This is a genomic window from Bradyrhizobium sp. AUGA SZCCT0158 (assembly GCF_018130065.1).
Taxonomy (GTDB): domain Bacteria; phylum Pseudomonadota; class Alphaproteobacteria; order Rhizobiales; family Xanthobacteraceae; genus Bradyrhizobium.
Map to the genome: position 1 here is coordinate 19,271 of NZ_JAFCME010000036.1, position 23,767 is coordinate 43,037.

The following is a 23,767-nucleotide window of genomic DNA, read 5'->3' on the forward strand; positions in this document are numbered from 1 at the left end:
CGCGTCCGGCTTTTTTTTGTAGGGTGGGTGGAGCGCAGCGATACCCACCGCCAAGCCGAAGAAAGTTGGTGGGTATCGCTGCGCTCCACCCACCCTACGATTCCAGGAGACCCTCATGCTCACCGGAAGCTGCATGTGCAAAAGCGTGGCCTATGAGGTGGACGCCGAACCCGGCGCCATCGTGCACTGCCACTGCGCCACCTGCCGCAAGGCGCATGGCTCGGCGTTCTCGACGGTGACCAGCGTGCCGCGCGACCGCTTTCGCTGGACCAAAGGCGAAAGCCTGCTCAGGGGCTTTGAGTCCTCGCCCGGCAAGCAGCGCTATTTCTGCACGCAATGCGGCTCGCAAATCGTCGCCGAGCGCGCCGGCACCGGCAACGTCCTGCTGCGGATGGGGTGTCTGGACACACCGATCACCAAGCGGGCCGTCGCACACATCTGGCGATCGGATTGCGCGACCTGGTTCGACCCGAAGGATCAATTGCCGGAGTGGCCGGAAGGTTCGGCACCGAAGGGTTAGCGCTAGAGCCTTTTCCGTTCCGATTGAATCGGAACGGGGCTCTAGATTCTTGGTTTGACGCGTTTTCTTAACGCGAACCGGCGTCCACTTCGCTGGAAAACGCTCTACCGCCGCGCCTTGCGCATCGTCGCGAGCACGATATCGGCGGCGCGGGCGCTCGGCGGCGTGTTGCCGGTCGACATGATCCGGTCGATTTTCGCGAAGGCTTCGAGCTGCTTTCGACGCAGTGTCGACTCGCCAAGCAACTCGCGCAACACCTGCGATAGTTTTTCCGCCGTGCAGTCCTGCTGCAGGAATTCTGGAACGACGTTTTCGCCGATCACGAGATTGGCCAGGATCACCGAACTCACATTGATCGCCCGCCGCAGGATCCAGGCTTCCGTCGCGCCGGTGCGGTAGGCCGTCACCATCGGCACGCCTGATAGTGCAAGCTCGAGCGTTACGGTGCCGGATTTTGCCAGTGCCGCATGCGCGATCCGGAACGCGGCCCGCTTCTCCTGTTCGCCGATCACGACGCGGGGCTGCACCGTCCAGGTCTTCAGCGCTTCCGCGACCGCCTCCTGCAGATGCGGCATGGTCGGCAGGATCAGCTCGAACGCCACGCCCTCGGCATTGAGCCGCCCCAGCGCCTGGCCGAACACCGCCATGTGGTGGCGGATCTCGCTGCGGCGGCTTCCCGGCAGCACCAGCAGTACCGGCGGCGGCGCGTCGCGCCGCTGTCGCTCCTCAGAGGTGGGCCGGAGCGAGGCGAGCTGTTCGGTCAGGGGATGGCCGACATAGCTGCAGGGCGGCCCGCGAAGCCTCTGGTACGCCTCTGGTTCGAACGGCAGCAAAGCCAGCACGTGATCGACATAAGTCAGCATCGCGCGGGCCCGGCCCGACCGCCACGCCCAGACCGAGGGCGAGACGTAGTCGACGATCGGAATGTTGGGATCGCTGGCGCGGACACGCTTCGCCACGCGGTGGGTGAAATCGGGGCTGTCGATGATGACGAGAAGGTCGGGCGTAGCCTCCGTGACCGCAGCGGCGGTTTGCTTGATCAACCGCAGGATCTTCGGCAATTGCTTGACCACGGCGGCAAGGCCGATGATCGAGAGTTCCTCGATCGGAAACCACGAATTCATGCCCTCGCGCGCCATCGCGCGGCCGCCGACGCCTTCGAACTGCACCGCGTCGCCGAGGCGCTGGCGCAACACTTTCATGAGATTGGCGCCGAGGCGATCGCCGGATTCCTCCGTCGCGATCAGGACGATCTTGCGCACCGTGTCGGTGGTCGGACGCGGCGGCATCACGCCGGCAGCCCCTGGATGAAGAGGCCGGCGCTGTCGGCCGCATCGATCATGGCCTGCGCGTCCGCCGCGATGGTTTGTCCGGCAATGATGGCAATGCCGGCAAGCCCTGCCTCGGCCGCGCCTTCGACCGTCGTTGCCCCCACCGTCGGCAGGTCGAAGCGCAAATCCTGGCTGGTCTTGGGCGCCTTGACCAGTACGCCACGGCCCGTGCTGGCGCGGATGCGGCCCTCGCTGCGCAAGCGCGCCACGCGCGCCAAGAGCCTGTCGGTGCCCTCGATGTCTTCCACCGCCACCACGTGACCGTCGATCACCACGACGGCCTGGCCGATGTCGAACGGGCTTAGCGCGCGCAACACCTCCCGCCCCTTCTCGATGTCGGCGGTGCCGGCCGGATCCGGCGTTGCGCGGGCAATCCGCCCCTCGGGCATCAGCATATCAGGGGCAACCTGCCTGATGCCGACCATGCGAAAGCCGTCCTGCTCGAAAATCCGGCCGATCCCCGACAGCAGATGGTCGTCGCCGCCGCGAAACGCCGCCAGGATAGGGCCGATAACGCGGATCGTCCCCCAGTCCAGCCTGATTTCCGACAGCGCCGGCCGCAGCAGCGTGCCGATGAAGATCAGGTCGCGGCAGCCTTCGCTGCGCAACAGCTTTTTCGCCCGGCCGATCTGCCCGACCGAAATCCAGTGGTGGCGGAAACGTTCGGCCCGGACCGGGTCACAGGAGCCCCGCAGCGCGAACAGCACCGGCGCGATGCCGCGAGCGGCAAGCGAATCCGCGACCGCGAACGGCATGGCGCCACCGCCCGCGATCACGCCGACCGGCGAAGAAATCTCTGAAGCCGCTGAACTCATGGGCTGCGGCGATCCCGTCATCAGGATTTATGAGCGTCGTCGGCCGGCAGGCACAGCGCGCGATGCTTCCCCGCATCGATGAAGGCGAGGATTTCCGCGATCGCCGGATCGTTCGCCGCCAGCGGCTGAACCTCGCTCAGCCGCTCGGCAAAGATGCCGGGGCCATGGAACAGCTTTTGATAGAACGCGCGCACCGTGACGAGCCGGTCCTTGGTGAATTTGCGCCGCTTCATGCCGATGATGTTGAGGCCCTCGAGGCTCGCATACTGGCCGTTGACGAGGCCGAACGGGATGACGTCGCCGCGCACGCCGCAGACGCCGCCGACCATCACCTGCGGCCCGATCCGGGTGAACTGATGCACGGCGGAAAGCCCGCCGATGAAGACGAAATCGCCGATCTCGCAATGGCCGCCGAGCGTCGCTGATGTCGCGAAGATCACGTCATTGCCGACCTGGCAGTCATGACCGACATGACTGCAGTTCATGAAATAGCCGCGCTCGCCGACCCGCGTGACGCCGCCGCCGGCAACGGTGCCGGCGTTCATGGTGACGGATTCGCGGATGGTACAGCCGGCCCCGATTTCAAGCCTGGTCAGTTCGCCGCGATAGCTCAGCGATTGCGGCGGGGTGCCGAGCGAGACGAACGGATAGATCGTGCAGCTGTCGCCGATGGATGTCCGCGCCGTGACGTGGACATGGCCGATCAGCTTGCAATTGGCGCCGATCACGACGTGAGGCCCGATGATGCAATAGGGACCGATCGAGGTGCCCTCGCCGATCACAGCGCCATCTTCAATCCGCGCGGTGGGATCGATCATGCTCATCAGGACGGGTCCGGCCATTCGTTAACAAGGAAGACGCTAAATCGTCGGGTTTTCCGGTGGTTACCGCGACTTTGCCTGATCTGTCCAGTGACGTATGATCTCGGCTTATTTCAGCATTTGTGACACCATGGTCCGAGTTGCCGCGGCGATTTTCATGCACCTGCTGGCCACGCCGGTCGTTTCCGAAACGATCGATGTCGCCGGCCGCAGCAGCATCGACCTGAACAGTTTCGAGTGCCGTGACATCACCCGCAGCAGCATCGTGCAACGCGTCTGCTACGACCGCGCGAGGCGCCATCTGATCGTCGCGGTCAAGGGAGCCTACGACCAGTATTGCGATCTGCCGGCCGAGACTTACGACGCCTTGCTGGGCGCGCCGTCGATGGGCGGGTTCTTCAACCGCCATATCAGGCCAGCGTCGGACGCTCGCTTCGCTTGCCCGAATTAATCCGTGAGCATCGCGCCGACGTCAGCCTCGGCGACCACGGCGCCATTGACCTTGGCGTCGCCGTGAAACCACCACATCGCCTTGCGGCGGCCGATCGAGCGCATGTGGTATTCGATGGTGTCGCCGGGCAGCACGGGTTTGCGGAACTTGCACTTGTCGATGGTCAGGAAGTACACCGCGCGCGGCTTCTCGGTGCCTTCGACCGACTTGATGCCGATCACGCCGGCGGTCTGCGCCATGGCCTCGATCATCATCACGCCGGGATAGACCGGCCGTTCCGGGAAATGTCCCTGAAACGCCGGCTCGTTGAAGGTCACGTTCTTGACGCCGATGCCGGAGTAATCGGTGCGGATGTTGATCACCCGGTCGATCAGCAGCATCGGAAAACGATGCGGAAGCGTCTTGAGGATCTCGTTGATATCAACGAGTTCAAACCTGACCGGCACCTCCTCCATCACTCCCGTCCCTCGTTCTTCGGATCGGCGGCGTCCTGCGCCAGTCGCTCCACTGCAATAATCTCCCTAAACCACTGTTTGGTTGGTTTTGCAAAAAAACCGCCCCAGCGGCCATTGGGCGGGATGTCGTCCTTGACCCCGCTCATGGCGGTGACCTGGGCACCGTCGCCGATCTTGAGGTGGTTATTGATACCGACCTTGGCGCCCAGCGCGACATTGTCCCCGATCGTCAGGCTGCCCGCGAGCCCGATCTGGGCTGCGAGCAGGCAGTGCCTGCCGATGGTCACGTTGTGGCCGATCTGGACCTGATTGTCGATTTTGGTGCCCTCGCCGATGACCGTATCGCGCAGGCTGCCGCGGTCGATGGTGGTGTTGGCGCCGATCTCGACATTGTTCTGGATCAGGACGCGGCCGGTCTGCGGCACCTTCAGATGGCCCTCGGGACCAAAGAAAATAAAGCCATAGCCGTCCTGGCCGATGCTGCAGCCGGGGTGGATCAAAACGTTGTTGCCGATCAGGGAGAACTGGATCGCGGTACGCGCACCGACATTGCAGTCCCGGCCGATGCGCACCTCGGCCCCGATCACGGCCCCTGCACCGATCACCGTTCCCGCCCCGATCTCGACCCGAGGGCCGATCACCGCCAGCGGATCGACGATGACGCCGTCTTCCAGATGGGCTGACGGGTCGATGATCGCCGACGGGGCAATTCCGTCATTGTCGAACCAGGACTGTGGACGCAGCGCGTCTTCATGCCACTGGCGCGCGATCTGCACGAACGCGCGGAACGGCTGGGCGGTCCGCAGCACCGCGACATGAGGCGGTACCTGCGCTTCAAAACGCGGGCTGACCAGGCAGGCACCGGCCTTTGTCGCGGCGAGCTGGTCGGCGTATTTGAGGTTGTCGAAGAACGCCAGATGCATCGGGCCGGCCTCGTCGAGCGACGCGAGGCCCCGGATGAGATGGCCGCCATGTGCGGGGTCGACCAATACCGACTTCGTCAACGCGGCGATATCAGCCAGCGTCGACGAAGGCGGTTGCTTGAAGAACATCGGCTGCGCCATTCCACCCGTCGCAGTCCGGCCGGCTGTCGCTTCAGAGGCCCGGTTCTGAATAATCAAAACCGACGCCTCTCTTTGTTTTGACGCGTTTTCTTCACGCGAACCGGGAATCCACTTCGCTTGAAAACGCTACGTTTAGAACGATGTGCCGCCGCCGAACCTGAATTCCTGCGTGCGGTCATTCTTACCCTTGGTGATCGGAACCGCATAGTCGAAGCGCAGCGGACCGAACGGTGACGCCCAGATCAAGCCGACACCGACCGAACTGCGGACGACATTGCCTTCGTCATACTGCAGGCCGAGGCAGGTGCCCGGCGTCGCCGGATTGGTCGTCGGCCGCACGCAGCCGGGAACGTTGACTTCACCGGTCTGCGCCCACGAGGTCGTGCCCCGGTAGTCAAACAGGCCGCCGGCGTCAGCATAGATCGCGCCCTTGAGCCCGACTTCCTTCGGCAAGAACCAGAACGGCATCTGCAATTCCGCCGACGCGCCCCAATATTTGGTGCCACCGAGCGCGTCACCCGTACCGTAGGGGTTGATGTCGCGCGGGCCGATGCCGTTCGGCGCAAAGCCGCGGACCAGGTTCGGGCCCATCTGGAAGTGATCGAGCATGCGCAGCTGGTCGTTGCCGAGCTGGTTGAGCATGCCGCCCTGGAAACGGAGCAAGCCGACGATATCGGCGACCAGCGGCGTGTAGTACTTCGCATCGATCGCGGACTTGACGTAGGAAACGTCGCCACCGATGCCGGCGAAGTCCTGCTTCCAGTCGACCAGCAAGCCGGTGGTCGGGTTCTTGTTGTTATCCAGGGTGTTGTAGTTCAGCGAATAGCCGACCGACGAGGTCAGGGTCCTGCCGCTCTGCAGCTCCTTGCGGACCGGCAGCGAGGCTTCGCCGTCGCTGTAGCACCACAGACCGACGCCAGAGGCATCGGTAGCGCCCAGTGCGGTCGCGGCCGGCACACCGTTCAGATTCACCCAGGCCGGCGACGGGTTGAACGCCAGCAATCCGTTGTTCGGGTTGTTGTTACAGTTCGACAGCGAACTCGGCAGCTGGATTTCCTGCTGATAGATCGAATAGCGCAGCTGCAAGGCCAGATCTTCGCGCAAGGTGAAGCCGAGGCGCGGGCTGAAGCCCATCGTCTTGGTTCCATACGAGATGTAGCTGTTGGCGAGTTGCTGGCGCTGGAACAGGTCGAGGCCGAGCGCGACGCGATAGTCCAGCAGATACGGCTCGACGAACGACAGCGAGTAACCACGCGCATACTGGCCATAGGTGACCGCCGCCTTCGCGTACAGACCGCGGCCGAGGAAGTTGCGTTCCGAGATACTGACTTCGGCGAGCGCGCCGTCGGTGGTCGAATAGCCACCCGACACCGAGAAGTCGCCGGTCGACTTCTCGTCTATATCGACGATCAGGACCACACGGTCGCTGGACGACCCCGGCTCGGTGATGATCTTCACGGTCTTGAAGAAGTCGAGATTCTTCAGCCGGCGTTCGGCACGATCGACGAGCGCGCGATTGTAGGCGTCGCCTTCCGAAAGGTCGAACTCGCGGCGAATCACGTAGTCGCGGGTCCTGGTGTTGCCCCGGATATTGATGCGCTCGATATAGGTTCGCGGGCCTTCATCGATCGAGTACACGATCGAGACGGTGTGCTGTTCGAAATTGCGATCGCCGCGCGGACGCACGATGGCGAAGGCATAGCCGCGCCGCGAGGCTTCGATCTGCATTTCCTCGACGGACTTTTCGAGCGCCTCGGCATTGTAGAGCGATCCGACGCTGACACGCGAGAAGCTGCGCATCGAGTTCACATCGAGGGTTGCAATGCTGGTCTGGAAATCGACGGTGGCGACGCGGTATTGCTGCCCTTCCTCGATCTTGAAGGTGACGAGGAAGCCTTTGCGCTCCGGATCGTATTCGGACAGCGCGGCCACCACTTGCACGTCGGCAAAGCCGTTCTTGAGATAGAATCGGCGGATCAGGTCACGGTCGGCCTCGACCCGGTCCGGATCGTAGACGTCGGCGCCGCCGAGGAAGCTCAAGAGGTTGGATTCGCGCGTCTTGATGACGTCCTTCAGCCGGTAGGACGAATAGAACCGATTGCCGATGAATTCGATGTTCTTGACGCCGGTCTTGCCGCCTTCGCTGATCGTGAAGATCAGGTCGACGCGGTTGTTCGGCTGTTCAATGATTTCCGGGGTGACGCTGACATCATAGCGGCCCGAGCGGCGGTAGATTTCAGCGATACGCTGGGCGTCCGACTGAACCATCGGGCGCGAAAACGTGCCGCGCGGCTTGGACTGGATTTCGGCCGAGAGCTGGTCGTCCTTGACCTTCTTGTTGCCCTCGAAGGCAATGCGCCCGATGACAGCGTTTTCGACCACGACCACGATGATCCGGCCGCCGGCCTGATTGATTCGCACGTCCTGGAACAGGCCGGTTTCGATCAGCGCCTTCAGGCCGTCATCGATTTGGGCCTGCCCGAGGCGGCCGCCGGGTCCCGGCTTGAAATAGGAGCGAATGGTCTCGATTTCGACGCGCCGATTCCCTTCCACGGAGATCGAAGCCACCGTCTGGGCAGCAGCCGGCGCAGCAAAAAGCACCCCCGCCACCGTGGCAGCCACCGGCACGGCGAACATGATCGAGGCGGCCAACAAGCCCCCCCGCACTCGCATTCCAAACATCATGCGCCAAGCGCCCTTGTCATTCTTGTGCTGGCCCGCACCCCCACGAACCAGCAGATTCCCATTTTCCGCATGTCTTGTAGCCAATTTCCCCAAGGCGGCAAACGGAACATCGCTCCGCAATTCCATTTTCATTCCAAGACGTTGCCGATGGGCAACGCCACAAAAAAGCCGCTTCACGATGCCGCCAGATGCAGGATGTCGTTATAGGTCGCAAACACCATCAGCATCAGCACCAAACCCAGTCCGATCCGGAACCCCATCTCCTGAGCCCGATTCGACAGCGGGCGTCCCCGGACCGTCTCCACGGCATAGAACAAAAGATGACCGCCATCGAGCAGCGGAACCGGGAACAGGTTCAACAGGCCGATCGAGATCGACAGCACCGCTGCAAGGTGCACCAGCGCGGTAAAGCCGATGGTGGCCACCTGCCCCGAAATCTGGGCAATCCGAATCGGGCCACCGACCTGGTCGGCTGCTTCCCGGCCGGTAAAGACGCCGCCGATATAGGCCAGCGTGCGATCGATCACGAACCAGGTTTCCTTGACGCCGAGCCACATCGCGGTTGCCGGATCGACCCGTTCGGTCACGACATCGCCCGGCGCGGTCGCGCGGGTGATGCCCAAAACGCCGAGCCGGTGGGCGTTGCCGAACGGATCCTTTACTTCGCGCTGCTCCGGCGTGCCCTTCATTTGCAGCGTGGCATCGCCGCGCTTGATGGTGAAGTTCAGCTGAACGCCGGCATTGACGCCAACGACGCGCTGCATGTCGGAGAAGCTGCCGATGGTCTTGCCGTCGATCGCGGTGACGATGTCGCCGACCTGAAAACCCGCCTTCGCAGCGGCGCTGTTGGCTTCGATCTTGTCGACGCGCGCGGTCGTGCTCGGCTTGCCGAAGAAGGTGAACAGGCAGGTGAAGATCACGATCGCCAGGATGAAATTCGCGATCGGTCCGGCGGCAACGATCGCCGCGCGCGGACCGACTTTCTTGTGGTGGAAGCTGCCTGCCTGCTCTTCCGCGCTCATGCTGGCAAGCGCCTCGGTCGAGGGCGTTGACGCTTCGGTGTCGTCACCGAAGAACTTCACATAGCCGCCGAGCGGGATCGCCGAGATTTTCCAGCGGGTGCCGTGGCGGTCGTTGAACCCTGCAAGCTCCGGCCCGAAACCGAGCGAGAACGTCAACACCTTCACGCCGCACCAGCGGGCGACCAGGAAATGGCCGAGCTCGTGGAAGAAAACAACGATGGTCAGGACGAACAGGAAGGGAATGATGTAGCCGATGAGCCCACTGCTCAACGTATTGAAACTATGTAGAAAAAACTCAGTCATTCGATTCCCCTCGCGCGAGCCTAAGGCTGCGCCCCCAACCCTCTAGGATGCCTTTAAGGCAATTTGAGGCAATAGGGAGGCAGCTTTATTTCGCGCATTATGGTCAACGGAAATCGCATCATCCGCCGAGCTCAAAGGCGCCAGGTTTCCGGAGCGGACCCAGTCGTTCATGGTCGCCTCGACCAGCCGTGCGATCGCCCCGAATCTGATCTTGCCGGCGATGAAGGCTGCCACCGCCACCTCATTGGCGGCGTTGAACACCGTGGTCAAACCGCCGCTGGCGCGCAGCGCGTCGTAGGCCAGCCGCAAGCCGGGAAATCGCTCGAAATCCGGTGCCTCGAAGGTCAGCTGGCCGATTTTGGCGAGATCCAGCCGCGCCGAGGGACCGACGATTCGATCGGGCCAGCCGAGGCAATGGGCGATCGGGATGCGCATGTCAGGCGCGCCGAGCTGGGCCACCACCGAACGGTCGGAGAATTCGACCATGCCGTGGATGATCGACTGCGGATGTACGAGCACATCGATCTCGTCGGGCGTCAGCGCGAACAAATACGACGCCTCGATCACTTCGAGCCCCTTGTTCATCATCGACGCCGAATCGATGGTGATCTTCTGGCCCATGCTCCAGTTCGGATGCTTCAGCGCCTGCGCCAGCGTCGCCTGCTCGATGTCGGTAGAGGTCCAGGTGCGGAACGGCCCGCCCGACGCGGTGATGATCACGCGCACAAGCTCGTCACGGTTGCCGGAACTGAGCGCCTGAAACAGCGCATTATGCTCGGAATCCGCAGGCAGAATGCAGGCGCCTGCCTTGGCGGCGCGCTGCATGAAGAAATCGCCGGCGCAGACCAGGCACTCCTTGTTGGCAAGCGCGACCGCCGCCCCGCGGTCAACAGCGGCGAGCGCCGGCTTCAGCCCGGCGGCGCCGCTGACGGCGGCCATCACCCAGTCGGCCGGGCGCGCCGCGGCCTCGATGATCGCGCTCTCGCCGGCGCCGCATTCGGTCCGCGTGCCGGCCAGCGCTTCCTTCAATGCGCCGAGTTTGGTGGGGTCGGCGACCGCCGCAAAGCGCGCGCCGAATTCTCGTGCCAGTTTGGCGAGCCCCTCGACATTGCCATTGGCGGTCAGCGCCTCGACCTGGTAGCGGGCGCGGTCGCCGCGCAGCAAATCCATGGTGCTGTCGCCAATGGAACCGGTGGCGCCCAGCACTGTGACGGTGCGCGCGGCGGATGCCGCGGCCTTGTTATTACGCAATGGAACCGCGCTCATTTTTTCACCAAATCATAAGACCGCGGCCAACGCCATCGGCGCCGCCCCGGAGGAAACCGATCAGCGCCGCCACCGCGACAGCTGCAACAAATCCGTCCAGGCGATCCAGCAGCCCGCCATGGCCGGGAATGATCTGGCTGGAATCCTTGACGCCAAAGCGCCGTTTTACCGCAGATTCAAAGAGATCGCCGAGTTGAGAAACCACCGAAAGAACGCCTGATATCATCAACAGCGGTCCGATTTTCCCGAGATCCAGCACCGCGAATATACCGGCCACGGCAAGACTTGCGACAAAGCCGCCAAGGGCGCCGGCCCAGGTCTTTTTGGGGCTGACGCGCGGCCAGAGTTTTGGGCCGCCGATGCCGCGGCCGGCGAAGTAGCCGCCGCTATCGGTCACCCACACGATGACCAGCAGGAAGATCAGAGCGATAAAACCCTTCACGGGATCGAGCCGCAGCAGGACAGACGCGACCTCCGCTACCGCCGCATAGCAAAATCCCGCAGCGCTCCAGTTTCGCTGCGCCGGCGTGATCAGGAAGACCGCCACCAGGCCGACAGCCAGCACCGCCAGCGCAACATCGATCCGCCCGATGGCGAGACAAAGCCCCGCCACGGCCAGCGCGACAATACCTGTTGCGACCACGCGCTTGTCAGCCGCGCAGCCCACCACCATCAGCCATTCGACATAGAGGCCGATCGCGACCGCCGTCACCAGTGCGGCCCAAAACCAGCCGCCGGCATAGGCGATGGCGACGGCGAGCGGAATCAGCACGGCGGCTGCAATGATGCGCGTCGAGAGGTTGCGCGTATCCTGTTCGGCAGCGGCCGCCGGCGCGGCCTTGCCCTCGGTCACGATCCGGTTTTCGCGGCCAGACCGCCGAAACGGCGCTCCCGTCTGGCATATTCTGCGATAGCGCTTTCAAGTGCCGCCTTGTCGAAATCCGGCCAGTGGATCGGCACGAAGACGAGTTCGCTGTAGGCCGCCTGCCACATCAGGAAGTTCGACAACCGCTGCTCGCCGCTGGTGCGGATGATCAGGTCGGGATCGGGAATATCCGGCGCGTCGAGATATTGGCCGAGCGTGTCTGTGTCGATCGATGCGGGATCGCGCTTGCCTTCGGCCACTTCGCGCGCCAGCCGTTGCACCGCGTTGGCGATTTCCTGGCGCGACCCGTAATTGAAAGCGACGACGAGATTGAGCTTGGTGTTGGCCCGCGTCAGTTCCTCGGCCTCGTTCAGGAGCGCGCAGATGTCCGGCTCCAGTCCTTCGCGCTCGCCGATCACGCGCACCCTCACCCCGTCGCGGTGCAGGGTCGCCAGATCGTTGCGGATGAAGCGACGCAGCAATCCGAACAGGTCGCCGATTTCGGTCGCCGGTCGCGACCAGTTCTCGGAGCTGAACGAGAAGATGGTCAGATAGACCACCCCGAGTTCATGGGCGGCACGAACGACGCGGCGCAGCGCATCAACACCGCGGCGATGGCCCTCCGCGCGCGGCAATCCCCGCGCGGCCGCCCAGCGCCCGTTGCCGTCCATGATGATCGCCACGTGCAAGGGACCGGTTCGATCCGGTCCTTCGGTTGCGGGGGCGGCGGCGTTCGGCATCGTTAAAGTTCCAGGACCAGTCCTAAAGTCTCGGTCTCAAGTTTCGATCTTAAGGCCTTAAACGGTAAGGATTTCCTTTTCCTTCGCCGCCAGCAATTGATCGATCTCGGAAATCATCCCGTCGGTCGCCTTTTGCACGTCATTGGCCAAGCGCGCCTGGTCGTCCTCGGAGATTTCGTGGTTCTTCTCGAGCTTCTTGACCGTATCGAGCCCGTCGCGGCGGACGTGCCGGACCGCAACCTTGGCCGCTTCGGCGTATTTATGCGCGACTTTGACCAGTTCCTTGCGGCGTTCCTCGTTGAGTTCCGGAATCCGAAGGCGCAGCACCTGCCCTTCGGTCGCGGGGCTCAGGCCGAGGTTGGAGTCGACGATCGCCTTCTCCACGGCCTTGACCATGGATTTGTCCCAAACCTGGACGGAAAGCAGCCGCGGTTCGGGCACGCTGACGGTTGCGAGCTGATTGAGCGGCATGTGCGTGCCGTAGGCATCGACCTGGACCGGCTCCAGCATGGACGCGGCCGCACGACCGGTGCGCAAACCGCCCAGTTCATGCTTGAGCGCCTGGGTGGCACCCTGCATGCGGCGTTTCAATTCGTTGATGTCAAAACCAGGTGTGGGCATAACGCTCTCCCCTCCTCAGAAAACCATTCGCCGGCATTATCAGGCCCGCGGTTCGACGTGGCGCGGGCCTGTCAGCCGGCGACCACCGTGCCGTGGCCGGTACCGCGCAGGATCGCACCAATCGAACCGGGTTCGGCGATCGAGAATACGATGATAGGCAGCGCAGTCTCGCGGGCAAGCGCGAATGCGGTCGCATCCATCACCTTGTAGCCACCTTCAATGGCCTGCGAATGCGTCAGGCGGTCGAAACGCTTGGCCGACGGGTCTTTCTTGGGATCGGCGCTGTAGACACCGTCGACATTGGTGGCCTTCAGCACTGCCTGCGCCCCGATCTCGGCCGCCCGCAGCACCGCCGTGGTATCGGTGGTGAAGAATGGATTGCCGGTTCCGCCGCCGAGCAGGACGATACGGCCCTCGGCGAGGTATTTGTGCGCCGCACCGCGGGTGAACAGTTCGGAGATTTCAGGCATCACGAACGCCGACAGGGTTCGCGCCGGCGTCCCCTTGCGTTCGATGGCCGCCTCGACCGCAAGGCAGTTCATCATGGTGGCGAGCATGCCCATGGTGTCGCCGGTCGGGCGCGACACGCCGCGCGAGGATACCTCGACGCCGCGAACGATGTTGCCGCCGCCGACCACCACCGCCACCTCAACCCCGAGCTGGCGCGCGGCGATCAAATCGTCGGCGATACGGTCCACGGTAGGCTGGTCGATGCCGAAGGACTGGCTGCCGGCGAGATATTCGCCCGAGATCTTGATCACGACGCGACGATAGACCGGCTCTGCCATAGCTTGTCGCTTCCTTCATTCCGCGCAGGCATCTTCCGGCGCAATGGCGCCGGAAGATTGTCGACCGCGGTTACTTTTTGCCGCTGGCCGCCGCGACTTCGGCTGCGAAGTCGGATTCCTGCTTTTCGATTCCCTCGCCGAGAGCATAGCGCACAAACGCAGTAATTTTCACAGGCGCGCCGACCTTGCCCTCGGCTTCCTTCACGGCCTGCGCCACCGACTTGCCGGTGTCATGGATGAACGCCTGCTCCAGCAGGCAGACTTCCTTGTAATAGGTCTTCAGACCGGACTCGACGATCTTCTCGATCACGTTCTCCGGCTTACCCTGCTGGCGATACTTGTCGGCCAGCACGTCCTTTTCCCGCTTCACGGTTTCCGGGTCGAGGCCGGACGGATCGAGCGCCTGCGGATTGGTCGCGGCAACGTGCATCGCGAGCTGGCGGCCGAGCGCCGCGAGCTCATCGGTCTTGCCGGTCGATTCGAGCGCCACCAGCACGCCCATCTTGCCGGCGTTGTCGATGACAGCGCCGTGGATGTAGCTCGCCACCACGCCATTGGCGACCTCGAGCAACGCCGCACGGCGCAGCGACATGTTCTCGCCGATGGTGGCGATCGCATCCGAAATCGCGGTCTCGACGGTGAAGTCGCCGACTTTCGCAGCCTTGATCGTTTCGACGTCGGCGCCGACGCGAAGCGCGACCTGCGCGACCATCTTGACGAGGCCCTGGAACTGTTCGTTGCGGGCGACGAAATCGGTCTCCGAATTGACTTCGACGACGACGCCCTTGTTGCCCGACGTCATCGCGCCGATCAGACCTTCGGCTGCGACGCGGCCGGCCTTCTTCGCGGCCTTGGACAAGCCCTTCTTGCGCAGCCAATCCTGCGCTTCCTGCATGTTGCCCGCGGTTTCGGTGAGCGCAGCCTTGCAGTCCATCATGCCTGCGCCGGTCGACTCGCGCAGTTCCTTGACCATCGCCGCAGTGATCGTTGCCATCGTTGAATGTCCTTCTTGCCTGTTAGCCGCAAGCGCGGCGCGCCTTGCGCCGTGCCGCCATCAGCTACAGGAATGCCGTAACAGGGAAATCAAACCGGTGGCCGGAAGGCCGGCCACGCGGCGTTACAATTATTCCGCTTCCGCGGTCATCGCCTTGGCCTGGGCAACCCAGCCATCGGCGCGGCTCGGAAGTCCGACCTCTTCACCGATCTTGTGCGCGGTATCGTGGTCCAGTTCGGCCAGCTGCCAATAGTGGAAGATACCGAGATCGTTGAACTTCTTCTCGATCGCACCCGACACGCCGGTGAGCTTCTTGAGGTTGTCGGCGGTGCCACGGGGGCCCGCCAGACCCTGGAAGCCGGCCGGCTGCGGAGCGGCCGGGATTTCCTCACGGACCGGCTGCGCGGAAGCGCCGATGTCGATGCCGTGGTCGCCCTGGGCGCGCGAGATGCCGTCGATGGCGGCGCGGGCCACCAGATCGCAATACAGCGAAATGGCGCGGCCGGCGTCGTCATTGCCCGGCACCACATAAGTGATGCCCTTGGGATCGGAATTGGTGTCGACGATCGCGGCGACGGGAATGTTGAGCCGCTGCGCTTCCTGGATCGCTATGTCTTCCTTGTTGGTGTCGATCACGAAGATCATGTCGGGAAGCCCGCCCATGTCCTTGATGCCGCCGAGCGAACGGTCGAGCTTGTCGCGCTCGCGCTGCAGCGTCAGCCGTTCCTTCTTGGTGTAGGCGTTGGCATCGCCGGAATTGAGCACTTCATCGAGATGACGCAGCCGCTTGATCGAACCGGAAATGGTCTTCCAGTTGGTCAGCGTGCCGCCGAGCCAGCGCGAATTGACGAAATACTGCGCCGACCGCTTGGCGGCCTCGGCAACGCCGTCCTGCGCCTGCCGCTTGGTGCCGACGAACAGGATACGGCCGCCCTTGGCGACGGTGTCGCTGACCGCCTTCAACGCGGTGTGCAGCAACGGCACGGTCTGCGCGAGGTCGATGATGTGGATGTTGTTGCGGGCACCGAAGATGAAATCCGCCATCTTGGGATTCCAGCGGTGCGATTGGTGGCCAAAGTGAACGCCAGCTTCAAGCAGCTGACGCATAGAAAAATCGGGTAGCGCCATGGTAATACTTCTCCGGTTGGTTCCTCCGGAAGCGTGTGAGCAGACGAGCCTTATGGCCCGGCTGCCACCGGACGGCCTTTGAGAGCCATGCTTCCGTGTGAGATGCCGCGGTATATAGCCGGATTCCAGCCAGAAGCAAGGAAATACGGCCGGTTTTTGTCGCGGGCTGGCCCGGTCCGGGCCCATAAATGCGGGCATTCGGGGCCCGAATCCGCCGAAAACCCCCGCGGAGACCCTGTCTCGGCCGGGATGGTGAGAACGATTCGCATTGTCGCCGGCTTCGGGCAGGCGTAATCTTCACCCAATTCGCAAGCGCCCGCATCGTGAGGCGACGACGCGAGTTCCTCCCGATGTCCGGATTGCCCGTTGCAATGGAGGAACTGCTATGACCGTCTCCCCGACCCTGCAGAACTACCTGGACCAGACCGTCACCTACGACCTGATCCCTCATGCCCGCACCATGTCGTCGACGCGCACGGCCGAGGCCTGCCATGTGCCGGGCGACGCGCTGGCCAAAGGCGTCGTCCTTCGCCGTGAGGACGGCTACATGATGGCGATCCTTCCGGCCTCCCGCCATCTGCATTTGCCGGCCCTGAAAATGCAGCTCGGCCACAAGGTTGATCTGGCGAGCGAAGAGGAGGTCGCGAAGCTGTTTGGCGACTGCGAGCGTGGCGCCGTACCGCCGGTTGGCGAATGCTTTGGGCTCGATGTCATCGTCGACGACAGCATCGACACGCAGAGCGAGATCTACATGGAGGGCGGCGACCACGCCACACTCATCCGCCTGGACCGCGAGCAGTTCGCGCGATTGACCGCGAAGGCCTGGCACGGCCACTTCACCACGCACGATTGAGGCCGCTCGAGCGCCGGTCGAGCGGCCTCACGCAACGCCATCGCGCGCGTTCACCGTTGAACAGCCGCGACCAGTTGCTCCAAGGCGCCTCGATCGCAAGGCCCCGCCGTGTTTCAGTGATGGGCTGAAACGCTCTTGACGTACCCGGACACCAGGTCGCCGGACGTTGAATGGCTGATGTCACCGAGGCTGATCATGCCGACCATCCGCTTGCTCTTGTTGATCACCGGCAACCTGCGGACTTTCAGCGTCTCCATGTGGTGCACCGCCTTGGCGAGGTCATCGTCCTCCCGGCAGCAGTGGATACCTTCGGTCATCACGTCGCGCGCCTTGGCGCGGCTGGCATCGAAGCCGTTGCCAGCAAGCCCTTTGCAGACGATGTCGCGATCGGTCACCATTCCGATCAGCTGATCGTCCTCCCCGATCGGAATGCAGCCGATATCATGCGCTCGCATCAGCTTTGCGATTTCGGTGACAGGCGTGTCGGGGCTGACCCAGTCGACGCCCTTGTGCATCGCTTCTTTGACTTTCATGGCGGACCTCCGTTGCTGCGATTTCAGGTGGTATCCCCGTGATGCAGAACAGTTCCCCCTTGACTCGACTATACGACGGATCGGATCGGACGGCATCGCAAAAAAATGCGATGACAACTCCGCAATGCAGGGAAAGCCCGCACCGGCAGCGCGTCCATCAATCCAGCATGCCTCGCCAGCCTCGAATGGCGGGCCGGCGCACAGACGCCGGCCTCAGCTCACCATGCGCTGGCGGTTTTCCCAGTACGGCTTGCGCAACTCACGCTTCAGTATCTTGCCGGCACCGGACAGCGGCAGCGGTGTCTCGGTGACCTCGACACTGCGCGGGCATTTGTAACCTGCGATCAGCGTCTTGCAGAAATCCATCAACTCGTCGGGGGTTGCCATCGCGCCAGGCTTGGGAACGACAATGGCGTGGACCTGCTCGCCCCAGCGTTCGCTCGGAATGCCGATCACGGCGCATTGCGCCACCGACGGATGCTGCGCCAGCGCGTTCTCGACCTCGGCCGAATAGACGTTCTCGCCGCCGGAGATGATCATGTCCTTGACGCGGTCGACCACGTAGACGAAGCCGTCCTCATCCATGTAGCCGCCGTCGCCGGTGTGCATCCAGCCATCGATGACGGCCTTGGCGGTTTCCTCGGGCCGCTCCCAATAGCCCATCATCACATTGTCACCGCGCACGGCGATCTCGCCGACGGTGCCTGTGGGCACCACCTTGTCGTCGGCGTCGACGATCTTGACCTCGCAACCGAGCGTGGGACGGCCGGCGCCGCGATGCCGCCCCTTGGCGCGGCCATCGCCGACATGCTCCTTCCAGTGCAGTATCGTCGCGATCGGCGACAATTCCGTCATGCCATAGGCTTGCGTGAACTGCACGTTCGGCAATGCCTTCATGGCGCGGCTGAGCACGGCGTCGCTGATGACGGAGGCGCCATAGGCGATCCCCGTCAGCGACGACAAGTCGTAGTCGCCGAGTTTCGGATGATCGACGAACATCTGGATCATGGTCGGCACCAGCAGCACGTCGGTCACGCGGTCGCGCTGCATCGCGCCGGCGACACCGTCGGGCGTAAAACCCTGGATGATGACGTTGGAGCCGCCGCTCAGCAGCACCGAATACATCGCCGCCCCGTTGGCAAGGTGGAACATCGGCGCGGCGTGCAGATAGACCGTGCTGCTCGGCCACAGGCCTTCGCCGAGGGCGTTCAGCGCGTTGACCATCAGATTGCCGTGGCTGAGCATCACGCCCTTGGAGCGTCCGGTGGTGCCGCCGGTATAGAAGATGCCGGCGAGATCCTCGCTTTTGCGCATCGCATCCTGCATCGGCGTGCTGCGCGCGATCAACGCCTCATACCCCTCCATGCCGGCGGGGGCGTCGCCATCATCGGCATAGATCAGCTTGAGGCCCGGGATCGCCTGAGCAAGGGTCGCGCCGACCGCAGCAAAAGCCTTGTCGACGAACAGGATGCCGGCGCGGCAGTCGCGCATGGCGTCTTCGTTCTCCAGCGGGCTCCAGCGGATGTTGAGCGGCACGATCACGGTGCCGGACCAGCCGGCCGCAAGATAAAGCTCGAGATAGCGGTCGGAATTGAGCGACAGGATCGCGACACGGTCGCCGGCCTGCGCGCCGAGGTCCCGGATGCCTGCGGCAAGGCGCGCCACGCGGTCGCCGACCTCGCGCCAGCTTTTCTTCCGCTCGCCACAGACGATGGCAAGGCCGTTCGGATTGATCTGCAGCGCGCGCCGCAGGCCGTGCGTGATGTTCATTTCCGTCCTCCCTTTGCCGGCCGGCTTTTCTTTGACGTTGCCGGGCCGTGTTTACTTGCCGGGGCTTTTGCCAGCCCTTCGGTGAGTTGAGCCGCAAACCGGCTGGCGACGGCTTCCGCCGACCACGCGCCGTCGCGCTGATACCAATGACCGATCCAGTTCAGTGAACCTGCGATGGCAAAAGCCGTGAGTTTCGGGTCGCACGGCTTGATCGAACCGTCGGCGACGCCGTCGGCGAGGTATTTGCGAAAGGTCCGGTCGATGCGCTTTTTGGCGGCGCGGACGATCTTCTGGTTTTCCGCGGTCAGGTCGCGCGCATCGAACCGCACCAGACTGGCGCCGGAATCAGTCGTCATCTGCTCGGCGTAAGCCTGGATCAGCTTGCGCAGCTTGGTGAGCGCATTGCCGCCGCCATTGTCGATTTCAGCAATGAACTCGTCGACGATTTCCTGACCCAACGCCCAACATTCGAACAGGATTTCGTCCTTGCTGCGGAAATAATTGTACAGCGCCGGCTTGGTGATGTTCAGCCGCTCGGCGACATCGTTGAGCGTGACGCGGTGATAGCCCTGCTCGAGAAACAGCCGCACTGCGGTGCGCAGCACGGCTTCGCGTTTCTCGTCGCGCGCGCGGCGGCGGCTCTCGAACGGCATCCATGGCGATGGATTGGTTTCTGGTGACTGCGCATCCATCCTGATTCTTGCCTGCTCTGCATTGACGGGCTCCGTCGGCCCGTATATTACCCATGGGTAATAAAAAGTCCAATGGGTAATAAAGGGAGCGCACCATGGCATCCAGCGTCTATGTTGCCGGCGTCGGCATGATCCCGTTCGTCAAACCGGGCGCGAACGCGCCCTACCCGGTGATGGGCGCGGAAGCGACCAGGCTTGCGCTGGCTGACGCCGGCGTCGGCTACGAGATGATCCAGCAGGCCTATGCCGGCTATGTCTACGGCGATTCAACCTGCGGACAGCGCGCGCTGTACCAGGTCGGCATGACCGGGATCCCCATCATCAACGTCAACAACAATTGCTCGACCGGTTCGACCGCGCTGTTCATGGCGCGGCAAGCGATTGAATCAGGCGCGCTCGATTGCGTGCTGGCGCTCGGTTTCGAGCAGATGAAGCCCGGTGCGCTCGGCGCCGTCTTCACCGACCGGCCGAGCGCGTTCGACGAATTCGACGCCGCAGCCGACAAATTGGTCGACGCGCAAGGCGTCCCGCTGGCGCTGCGCTATTTCGGCGGCGCCGGTCTCAGCCACATGAAGAAATACGGCACGCCGCTGACCTCGTTCGCCAAGGTGCGGGCCAAGGCGAGCCGGCATGCCAAGAACAATCCGCTGGCGCTGTTCCGCAAGGAAGTTAGCGCTGACGACGTCATGAACGACCAGGTGATCTGGCCCGGCGTGATGACGCGGCTGATGGCCTGCCCGCCAACCTGCGGCGGTGCGGCGGCAGTATTGGTCTCGGAGAAATTCGCCAGCAAGCACAGCCTGCGCAAGGACGTCCGGATCGCGGCGCAGGCGATGACCACCGATACGCCCTCCACCTTCAAGGCCGGCGACATGATGCAGGTGGTGGGCTTCGACATGACGCGCGCCGCCGCCAACAAGGTCTATGAGGCCGCCGGCATCGGCCCTGACGATCTCGACGTCGTCGAACTGCACGACTGCTTCGCGCATAATGAGCTGATCACCTATGAGGCGCTCGGCCTGTGCCCCGACGGAGGCGCGGAGCGCTTCATCGACGACGGCAACAACACCTATGGCGGCAACACCGTGACCAATCCGTCCGGCGGCCTGCTGTCCAAGGGCCATCCGCTCGGCGCCACCGGCCTCGCGCAATGCTATGAACTGACGCATCAGCTGCGCGGTTCGGCGGAAGCACGACAAGTGGACGGCGCAAGGCGCGCCCTGCAGCACAATCTCGGCCTCGGCGGCGCCTGCGTCGTCACGCTCTACGAACGCGCCTGAGGCCCTGATATGATTGACCCTTCCCTCATCGGCCGCAGCCTTTCGCCTGTCACCGCGCATGTCGAGCCCGGACGCCTGCGTTATTTCCGCGAAACGCTGGGCGAGACCAATCCGGTCTATGGCGATGCCAGGGCCGCGCAGGCTGCCGGCTATGCCGCGACGCCGGTGCCGCCGACCTATCTGTTCTGCCTTGAGATGATGGACGCGGAACAGGCCTTCGAGTTCATCACCGTCATCGGCGTCGACATCGGGCGCCTGCTGCATGGCGAACAGCGCTTTACTTACAAGGCGCCCGTGGTGGTCGGCGACACGCTCAAGTTCCAGCCGCGCATCGTCAGCGTCGCCGACAAAAAGGGTGGCGCGATGACGCTGGTCGGCATCGAAACCAAAGTCACCAACCAGAACGGCACCCACGTCGCGGACTGCGCCCGCACCGTTGTCGTGCTCAATCCGGCAACCGCATGAGTACCGCCGTGAAAACTCAACCCGCGATAGGCGACCGCATCGTCCACAAGGTGTTTCCGCCGATCAGCCGCCACACGCTGGCGCTCTATTGCGGCGCCTCGGGCGACCACAATCCGATCCATGTCGACCTGGATTTCGCCAAGGCCGCCGGATATCCGGATGTCTTCACCCACGGCATGCTGGTCATGGGCTATCTCGGCCAGGCGCTCACCGATGCGGTCCCTCCCCCGCGGCTTCGCATGTTCTCGACGCGCTTCGTCGCGATCACACAGCTCGGTGCACGCCTGACCTGCGAGGGGCATGTTTCCGAGTTCGTCGAACATGATGGCGAGCGATGCGCGAAGCTGGCGCTGACGACCAAGGACGAGAGCGGCGATCTCAAACTATCAGGCGAAGCAATCATCGCGCTCTGATCGGGAAAAACAAATGACAAAACTCAAGGGAAAAGTCGGGCTGATCACGGGATCGGGGCGAGGCATCGGCCGCGCGATTGCGCTGAAACTTGCCAGCGAGGGCGCGAGGGTCGTGGTCAACGATCTCGATGCGGCGCCGGGCGACGCCGTCGCCGCGGAAATCCGCAGCGGCGGCGGCGAAGCCATCGCGATCAACGGCAGTGTTTCCGAGACCGGCTTCTCCGACCGTTTCGTCGGCGCAGCCATGGAAACATTCGGCGGCCTCGACATCATCGTCAACAACGCCGGCTATACTTGGGACTCGACGATCCAGAAGATGACCGACGAGCAGTTCCAGGCCATGCTCGACGTCCACCTGGTCGCACCGTTCCGCCTGCTGCGCGCCGTCTCCGAGCCGATCCGGATCATGGCAAAGAAAGAGGCCGAAGCCGGCCGCGAGGTGTTTCGCAAGGTGGTCAACATCTCCTCGATTGCGGGGCTCTACGGCAACGCCGGACAGGCCAGCTATTCGTCGGCCAAGGCGTCGCTGGTCGGGCTGACGCGCACGCTTTGCAAGGAATGGGGACGCTACAAGGTCAACGTCAATTGCGTTGCCTTGCGATGGCGAGGATGATTCCGCTCGGGCGTGGCGGCACGCCGGAAGAAGCCGCCGATGCGGTCTATCTGTTCTGCAGCCCGGAATCGAACTACATCAGTGGGCAAGTCGTCGTCTGCGGTGGCGGCCTCATCATCTAGCAGGGGATCCCATGCAATATCGTTCTTCCTGGATGACGGAGGAGCTGGACGTCTTTCGCGACCAGTTTCGCAAATTCCTCGCCAAGGACCTGGCGCCACACGCCGAAGCCTGGCGCGATCAAAAAATGGTCGATCGCTCGGCCTGGCGGGCGCTGGGCGAGATGGGCGCCCTGCTGCCGAGCGTCCCGGAAGCCTATGGCGGGCTGGGCGCCAGCTTCGCCTATGAAGCTGCCGTGATCGAGGATCTCGAAACCGTGGTGCCGGAAGTGACGACCGGGTACTCGGTGCATAGCGCCATCGTCGCGCATTACATTTTGAATTACGGCTCCGAGGAACAGAAGCGGCGCTGGTTGCCGAAAATGGCCAGCGGCGAGTTCGTCGGCGCCATCGCCATGACCGAACCCGGCACCGGCTCTGATCTGCAGGGCGTGCGGACGACGGCCCGGAAGCAAGGCAACAATTACGTCATCAACGGCCAGAAGACCTCCATTACCAATGGCCAGGCCGCCGACCTGATCATCGTGGTCGCGCGCACCGGTGAAGCCGGCGCCAAGGGCATCTCACTGATCGTGCTTGAGGCCGAAGGCAATGACGGTTTCCGCCGCGGGCGCAACCTCGACAAGATCGGCCTGCACGCATCCGACACATCCGAATTGTTCTTCGACAATGCGGTAGCGCCGCCGGAGAACCTGCTGGGAAGCGAGGAAGGCAACGGCTTCGTGCAGCTGATGCAGCAGTTGCCGCAGGAGCGCCTCTCGCTGGCCGTCGGCGCCGTGGCGTCGATGGAGCGCGCGATCAAGCTGACCGCCGACTACACCAGGGAGCGCAAGGCCTTCGGCAAGCCGATCATCGAATTCCAGAACACCGCGTTCAAGCTGGCCGAGCGCAAGACCGAAGCCATGATCGCGCGCGTGTTTGTCGACTGGTGCGTCGAGCGCCTCGTCGCCGGCGAACTCGATACCGTGACCGCTTCCATGGCGAAATGGTGGACTTCGCAGAAGCAGGTGGAAACCGCGGACGAATGCCTGCAGCTCCACGGCGGCTACGGCTACATGGAGGAATACCCGATCGCGCGGATGTTCGTGGATGCACGTATCCAGAAGATCTACGGCGGGACCAACGAGATCATGAAGCTGTTGATCGCGCGGTCGCTGTAA

24 protein-coding genes and 1 pseudogene are annotated in these 23,767 nt (G+C 63.4%); 8 read left to right on the top strand and 17 right to left on the bottom strand.

The features are described 5' to 3' along the window. The first annotated feature begins 115 nt into the window (after positions 1-115). Positions 116-520, top strand: coding sequence for a GFA family protein (locus tag JQ574_RS31495; RefSeq protein ID WP_212208061.1), 405 nt, complete (start codon positions 116-118; stop codon positions 518-520). A gap of 104 nt (positions 521-624) precedes the next feature. Here JQ574_RS31495 and lpxB read toward each other — a convergent pair whose 3' ends face one another. Genes lpxB through lpxA form a run of 3 tightly spaced genes read right to left on the bottom strand, consistent with a single transcriptional unit; the run spans position 625 to position 3,490 of the window. Further along, the gene (lpxB, locus tag JQ574_RS31500) at positions 625-1,809 is read right to left on the bottom strand and encodes a lipid-A-disaccharide synthase (RefSeq protein WP_212208238.1); all 1,185 of its coding nucleotides are present in this window, start codon (positions 1,807-1,809) and stop codon (positions 625-627) included. Further along, positions 1,809-2,666: an LpxI family protein gene (locus JQ574_RS31505; protein ID WP_212208062.1), complete on the bottom strand. Its 858-nt coding sequence runs from the start codon at positions 2,664-2,666 to the stop codon at positions 1,809-1,811. The genes lpxB and JQ574_RS31505 overlap by 1 nt, the downstream gene beginning before the upstream one ends. Before the next feature lie 20 nt (positions 2,667-2,686). Further along, the gene (gene lpxA, locus JQ574_RS31510) at positions 2,687-3,490 is read right to left on the bottom strand and encodes an acyl-ACP--UDP-N-acetylglucosamine O-acyltransferase (protein ID WP_212208063.1); all 804 of its coding nucleotides are present in this window, start codon (positions 3,488-3,490) and stop codon (positions 2,687-2,689) included. Positions 3,491-3,644: 154 nt separating this feature from the next. Between lpxA and JQ574_RS31515 the strand changes: the two genes are divergently transcribed. Next, positions 3,645-3,938 carry a KTSC domain-containing protein gene (locus tag JQ574_RS31515; protein WP_312014767.1) on the top strand — a complete coding sequence of 98 codons (294 nt, stop codon included), beginning with the start codon at positions 3,645-3,647 and terminating at the stop codon, positions 3,936-3,938. On the opposite strand, the gene fabZ is transcribed toward JQ574_RS31515, so the two are convergent. The 11 genes from fabZ to JQ574_RS31570 form a co-directional block, all read right to left on the bottom strand. After that, on the bottom strand, positions 3,935-4,393 hold the full coding sequence (gene fabZ, locus JQ574_RS31520; protein ID WP_212208065.1) for a 3-hydroxyacyl-ACP dehydratase FabZ: 459 nt from the start codon (positions 4,391-4,393) through the stop codon (positions 3,935-3,937). The two genes, JQ574_RS31515 and fabZ, sit on opposite strands and share 4 nt — an antisense overlap. Beyond that, the gene (gene lpxD, locus JQ574_RS31525; protein ID WP_212272993.1) at positions 4,393-5,457 is read right to left on the bottom strand and encodes a UDP-3-O-(3-hydroxymyristoyl)glucosamine N-acyltransferase; all 1,065 of its coding nucleotides are present in this window, start codon (positions 5,455-5,457) and stop codon (positions 4,393-4,395) included. Before lpxD ends, fabZ begins: the two co-directional genes overlap by 1 nt. Before the next feature lie 132 nt (positions 5,458-5,589). Continuing rightward, entirely contained in the window at positions 5,590-8,142 is a 2,553-nt protein-coding gene (gene bamA / locus JQ574_RS31530) for an outer membrane protein assembly factor BamA (RefSeq protein ID WP_212293746.1), read from the bottom strand. A 173-nt stretch (positions 8,143-8,315) separates the two neighbouring features. Continuing rightward, complete coding sequence (rseP, locus tag JQ574_RS31535; protein WP_212384158.1) at positions 8,316-9,467, bottom strand: RIP metalloprotease RseP; 1,152 nt, start codon at positions 9,465-9,467, stop codon at positions 8,316-8,318. Positions 9,468-9,509: 42 nt separating this feature from the next. Then, positions 9,510-10,733 (bottom strand): 1-deoxy-D-xylulose-5-phosphate reductoisomerase, encoded by a 1,224-nt coding sequence (gene dxr, locus JQ574_RS31540; RefSeq protein ID WP_212208069.1) that lies wholly within the window; start codon positions 10,731-10,733, stop codon positions 9,510-9,512. A 4-nt stretch (positions 10,734-10,737) separates the two neighbouring features. Beyond that, positions 10,738-11,586, bottom strand: a complete 849-nt coding sequence (locus JQ574_RS31545; RefSeq protein WP_212208070.1) for a phosphatidate cytidylyltransferase — start codon at positions 11,584-11,586, stop codon at positions 10,738-10,740. Beyond that, the gene (locus JQ574_RS31550; RefSeq protein WP_212208071.1) at positions 11,583-12,338 is read right to left on the bottom strand and encodes an isoprenyl transferase; all 756 of its coding nucleotides are present in this window, start codon (positions 12,336-12,338) and stop codon (positions 11,583-11,585) included. The genes JQ574_RS31545 and JQ574_RS31550 overlap by 4 nt, the downstream gene beginning before the upstream one ends. A 57-nt stretch (positions 12,339-12,395) precedes the next feature. Further along, a complete protein-coding gene (gene frr, locus JQ574_RS31555; RefSeq protein ID WP_212208072.1) occupies positions 12,396-12,959 on the bottom strand; it encodes a ribosome recycling factor in 564 nt (187 codons plus the stop codon). Positions 12,960-13,030: 71 nt separating this feature from the next. Then, positions 13,031-13,747: a UMP kinase gene (gene pyrH / locus JQ574_RS31560; RefSeq protein ID WP_212208073.1), complete on the bottom strand. Its 717-nt coding sequence runs from the start codon at positions 13,745-13,747 to the stop codon at positions 13,031-13,033. A gap of 70 nt (positions 13,748-13,817) precedes the next feature. Then, positions 13,818-14,741, bottom strand: coding sequence for a translation elongation factor Ts (gene tsf / locus JQ574_RS31565; RefSeq protein ID WP_212208074.1), 924 nt, complete (start codon positions 14,739-14,741; stop codon positions 13,818-13,820). Positions 14,742-14,870: 129 nt separating this feature from the next. After that, complete coding sequence (locus JQ574_RS31570) at positions 14,871-15,869, bottom strand: 30S ribosomal protein S2 (RefSeq protein ID WP_192733409.1); 999 nt, start codon at positions 15,867-15,869, stop codon at positions 14,871-14,873. A 385-nt stretch (positions 15,870-16,254) separates the two neighbouring features. Between JQ574_RS31570 and JQ574_RS31575 the strand changes: the two genes are divergently transcribed. Beyond that, complete coding sequence (locus JQ574_RS31575) at positions 16,255-16,722, top strand: aminoacyl-tRNA deacylase (RefSeq protein WP_212208075.1); 468 nt, start codon at positions 16,255-16,257, stop codon at positions 16,720-16,722. A 113-nt stretch (positions 16,723-16,835) separates the two neighbouring features. Here JQ574_RS31575 and JQ574_RS31580 read toward each other — a convergent pair whose 3' ends face one another. The 3 genes from JQ574_RS31580 to JQ574_RS31590 form a co-directional block, all read right to left on the bottom strand. Beyond that, on the bottom strand, positions 16,836-17,255 hold the full coding sequence (locus tag JQ574_RS31580; protein WP_212208076.1) for a CBS domain-containing protein: 420 nt from the start codon (positions 17,253-17,255) through the stop codon (positions 16,836-16,838). 213 nt (positions 17,256-17,468) lie between these two features. After that, entirely contained in the window at positions 17,469-19,025 is a 1,557-nt protein-coding gene (locus JQ574_RS31585) for a long-chain fatty acid--CoA ligase (RefSeq protein WP_212208077.1), read from the bottom strand. After that, the gene (locus tag JQ574_RS31590) at positions 19,022-19,717 is read right to left on the bottom strand and encodes a TetR/AcrR family transcriptional regulator (RefSeq protein ID WP_249119726.1); all 696 of its coding nucleotides are present in this window, start codon (positions 19,715-19,717) and stop codon (positions 19,022-19,024) included. Before JQ574_RS31590 ends, JQ574_RS31585 begins: the two co-directional genes overlap by 4 nt. 95 nt (positions 19,718-19,812) lie before the next feature. Here JQ574_RS31590 and JQ574_RS31595 point away from each other — a divergent pair, with 95 nt between their 5' ends. The 5 genes and pseudogenes from JQ574_RS31595 (at position 19,813) to JQ574_RS31615 (ending at position 23,767) form a co-directional block, all read left to right on the top strand. Then, positions 19,813-20,997, top strand: coding sequence for a lipid-transfer protein (locus JQ574_RS31595; RefSeq protein ID WP_212208078.1), 1,185 nt, complete (start codon positions 19,813-19,815; stop codon positions 20,995-20,997). 9 nt (positions 20,998-21,006) lie between these two features. Then, positions 21,007-21,462: a MaoC family dehydratase N-terminal domain-containing protein gene (locus tag JQ574_RS31600; protein ID WP_212208079.1), complete on the top strand. Its 456-nt coding sequence runs from the start codon at positions 21,007-21,009 to the stop codon at positions 21,460-21,462. Continuing rightward, the gene (locus tag JQ574_RS31605) at positions 21,459-21,875 is read left to right on the top strand and encodes a MaoC family dehydratase (protein WP_212208080.1); all 417 of its coding nucleotides are present in this window, start codon (positions 21,459-21,461) and stop codon (positions 21,873-21,875) included. The genes JQ574_RS31600 and JQ574_RS31605 overlap by 4 nt, the downstream gene beginning before the upstream one ends. Positions 21,876-21,888: 13 nt before the next feature. Continuing rightward, positions 21,889-22,610: pseudogene (locus tag JQ574_RS31610) on the top strand (SDR family NAD(P)-dependent oxidoreductase). An 11-nt stretch (positions 22,611-22,621) separates the two neighbouring features. Then, positions 22,622-23,767 carry an acyl-CoA dehydrogenase family protein gene (locus tag JQ574_RS31615; RefSeq protein WP_212384159.1) on the top strand — a complete coding sequence of 382 codons (1,146 nt, stop codon included), beginning with the start codon at positions 22,622-22,624 and terminating at the stop codon, positions 23,765-23,767.

Excerpts from the sequence above, each read along its gene's own strand:
- JQ574_RS31495 (WP_212208061.1), top strand. The coding sequence starts at position 116 with ATGCTCACCGGAAGCTGCATGTGCAAAAGCGTGGCCTATGAGGTGGAC.
- lpxB (WP_212208238.1), bottom strand. The coding sequence starts at position 1,809 with ATGCCGCCGCGTCCGACCACCGACACGGTGCGCAAGATCGTCCTGATC.
- JQ574_RS31505 (WP_212208062.1), bottom strand. The coding sequence starts at position 2,666 with ATGAGTTCAGCGGCTTCAGAGATTTCTTCGCCGGTCGGCGTGATCGCG.
- lpxA (WP_212208063.1), bottom strand. The coding sequence starts at position 3,490 with ATGAGCATGATCGATCCCACCGCGCGGATTGAAGATGGCGCTGTGATC.
- JQ574_RS31515 (WP_312014767.1), top strand. The coding sequence starts at position 3,645 with ATGCACCTGCTGGCCACGCCGGTCGTTTCCGAAACGATCGATGTCGCC.
- fabZ (WP_212208065.1), bottom strand. The coding sequence starts at position 4,393 with ATGGAGGAGGTGCCGGTCAGGTTTGAACTCGTTGATATCAACGAGATC.
- lpxD (WP_212272993.1), bottom strand. The coding sequence starts at position 5,457 with ATGGCGCAGCCGATGTTCTTCAAGCAACCGCCTTCGTCGACGCTGGCT.
- bamA (WP_212293746.1), bottom strand. The coding sequence starts at position 8,142 with ATGATGTTTGGAATGCGAGTGCGGGGGGGCTTGTTGGCCGCCTCGATC.
- rseP (WP_212384158.1), bottom strand. The coding sequence starts at position 9,467 with ATGACTGAGTTTTTTCTACATAGTTTCAATACGTTGAGCAGTGGGCTC.
- dxr (WP_212208069.1), bottom strand. The coding sequence starts at position 10,733 with ATGAGCGCGGTTCCATTGCGTAATAACAAGGCCGCGGCATCCGCCGCG.
- JQ574_RS31550 (WP_212208071.1), bottom strand. The coding sequence starts at position 12,338 with ATGCCGAACGCCGCCGCCCCCGCAACCGAAGGACCGGATCGAACCGGT.
- frr (WP_212208072.1), bottom strand. The coding sequence starts at position 12,959 with ATGCCCACACCTGGTTTTGACATCAACGAATTGAAACGCCGCATGCAG.
- pyrH (WP_212208073.1), bottom strand. The coding sequence starts at position 13,747 with ATGGCAGAGCCGGTCTATCGTCGCGTCGTGATCAAGATCTCGGGCGAA.
- tsf (WP_212208074.1), bottom strand. The coding sequence starts at position 14,741 with ATGGCAACGATCACTGCGGCGATGGTCAAGGAACTGCGCGAGTCGACC.
- JQ574_RS31570 (WP_192733409.1), bottom strand. The coding sequence starts at position 15,869 with ATGGCGCTACCCGATTTTTCTATGCGTCAGCTGCTTGAAGCTGGCGTT.
- JQ574_RS31575 (WP_212208075.1), top strand. The coding sequence starts at position 16,255 with ATGACCGTCTCCCCGACCCTGCAGAACTACCTGGACCAGACCGTCACC.
- JQ574_RS31580 (WP_212208076.1), bottom strand. The coding sequence starts at position 17,255 with ATGAAAGTCAAAGAAGCGATGCACAAGGGCGTCGACTGGGTCAGCCCC.
- JQ574_RS31585 (WP_212208077.1), bottom strand. The coding sequence starts at position 19,025 with ATGAACATCACGCACGGCCTGCGGCGCGCGCTGCAGATCAATCCGAAC.
- JQ574_RS31590 (WP_249119726.1), bottom strand. The coding sequence starts at position 19,717 with ATGGATGCGCAGTCACCAGAAACCAATCCATCGCCATGGATGCCGTTC.
- JQ574_RS31595 (WP_212208078.1), top strand. The coding sequence starts at position 19,813 with ATGGCATCCAGCGTCTATGTTGCCGGCGTCGGCATGATCCCGTTCGTC.
- JQ574_RS31600 (WP_212208079.1), top strand. The coding sequence starts at position 21,007 with ATGATTGACCCTTCCCTCATCGGCCGCAGCCTTTCGCCTGTCACCGCG.
- JQ574_RS31605 (WP_212208080.1), top strand. The coding sequence starts at position 21,459 with ATGAGTACCGCCGTGAAAACTCAACCCGCGATAGGCGACCGCATCGTC.
- JQ574_RS31615 (WP_212384159.1), top strand. The coding sequence starts at position 22,622 with ATGCAATATCGTTCTTCCTGGATGACGGAGGAGCTGGACGTCTTTCGC.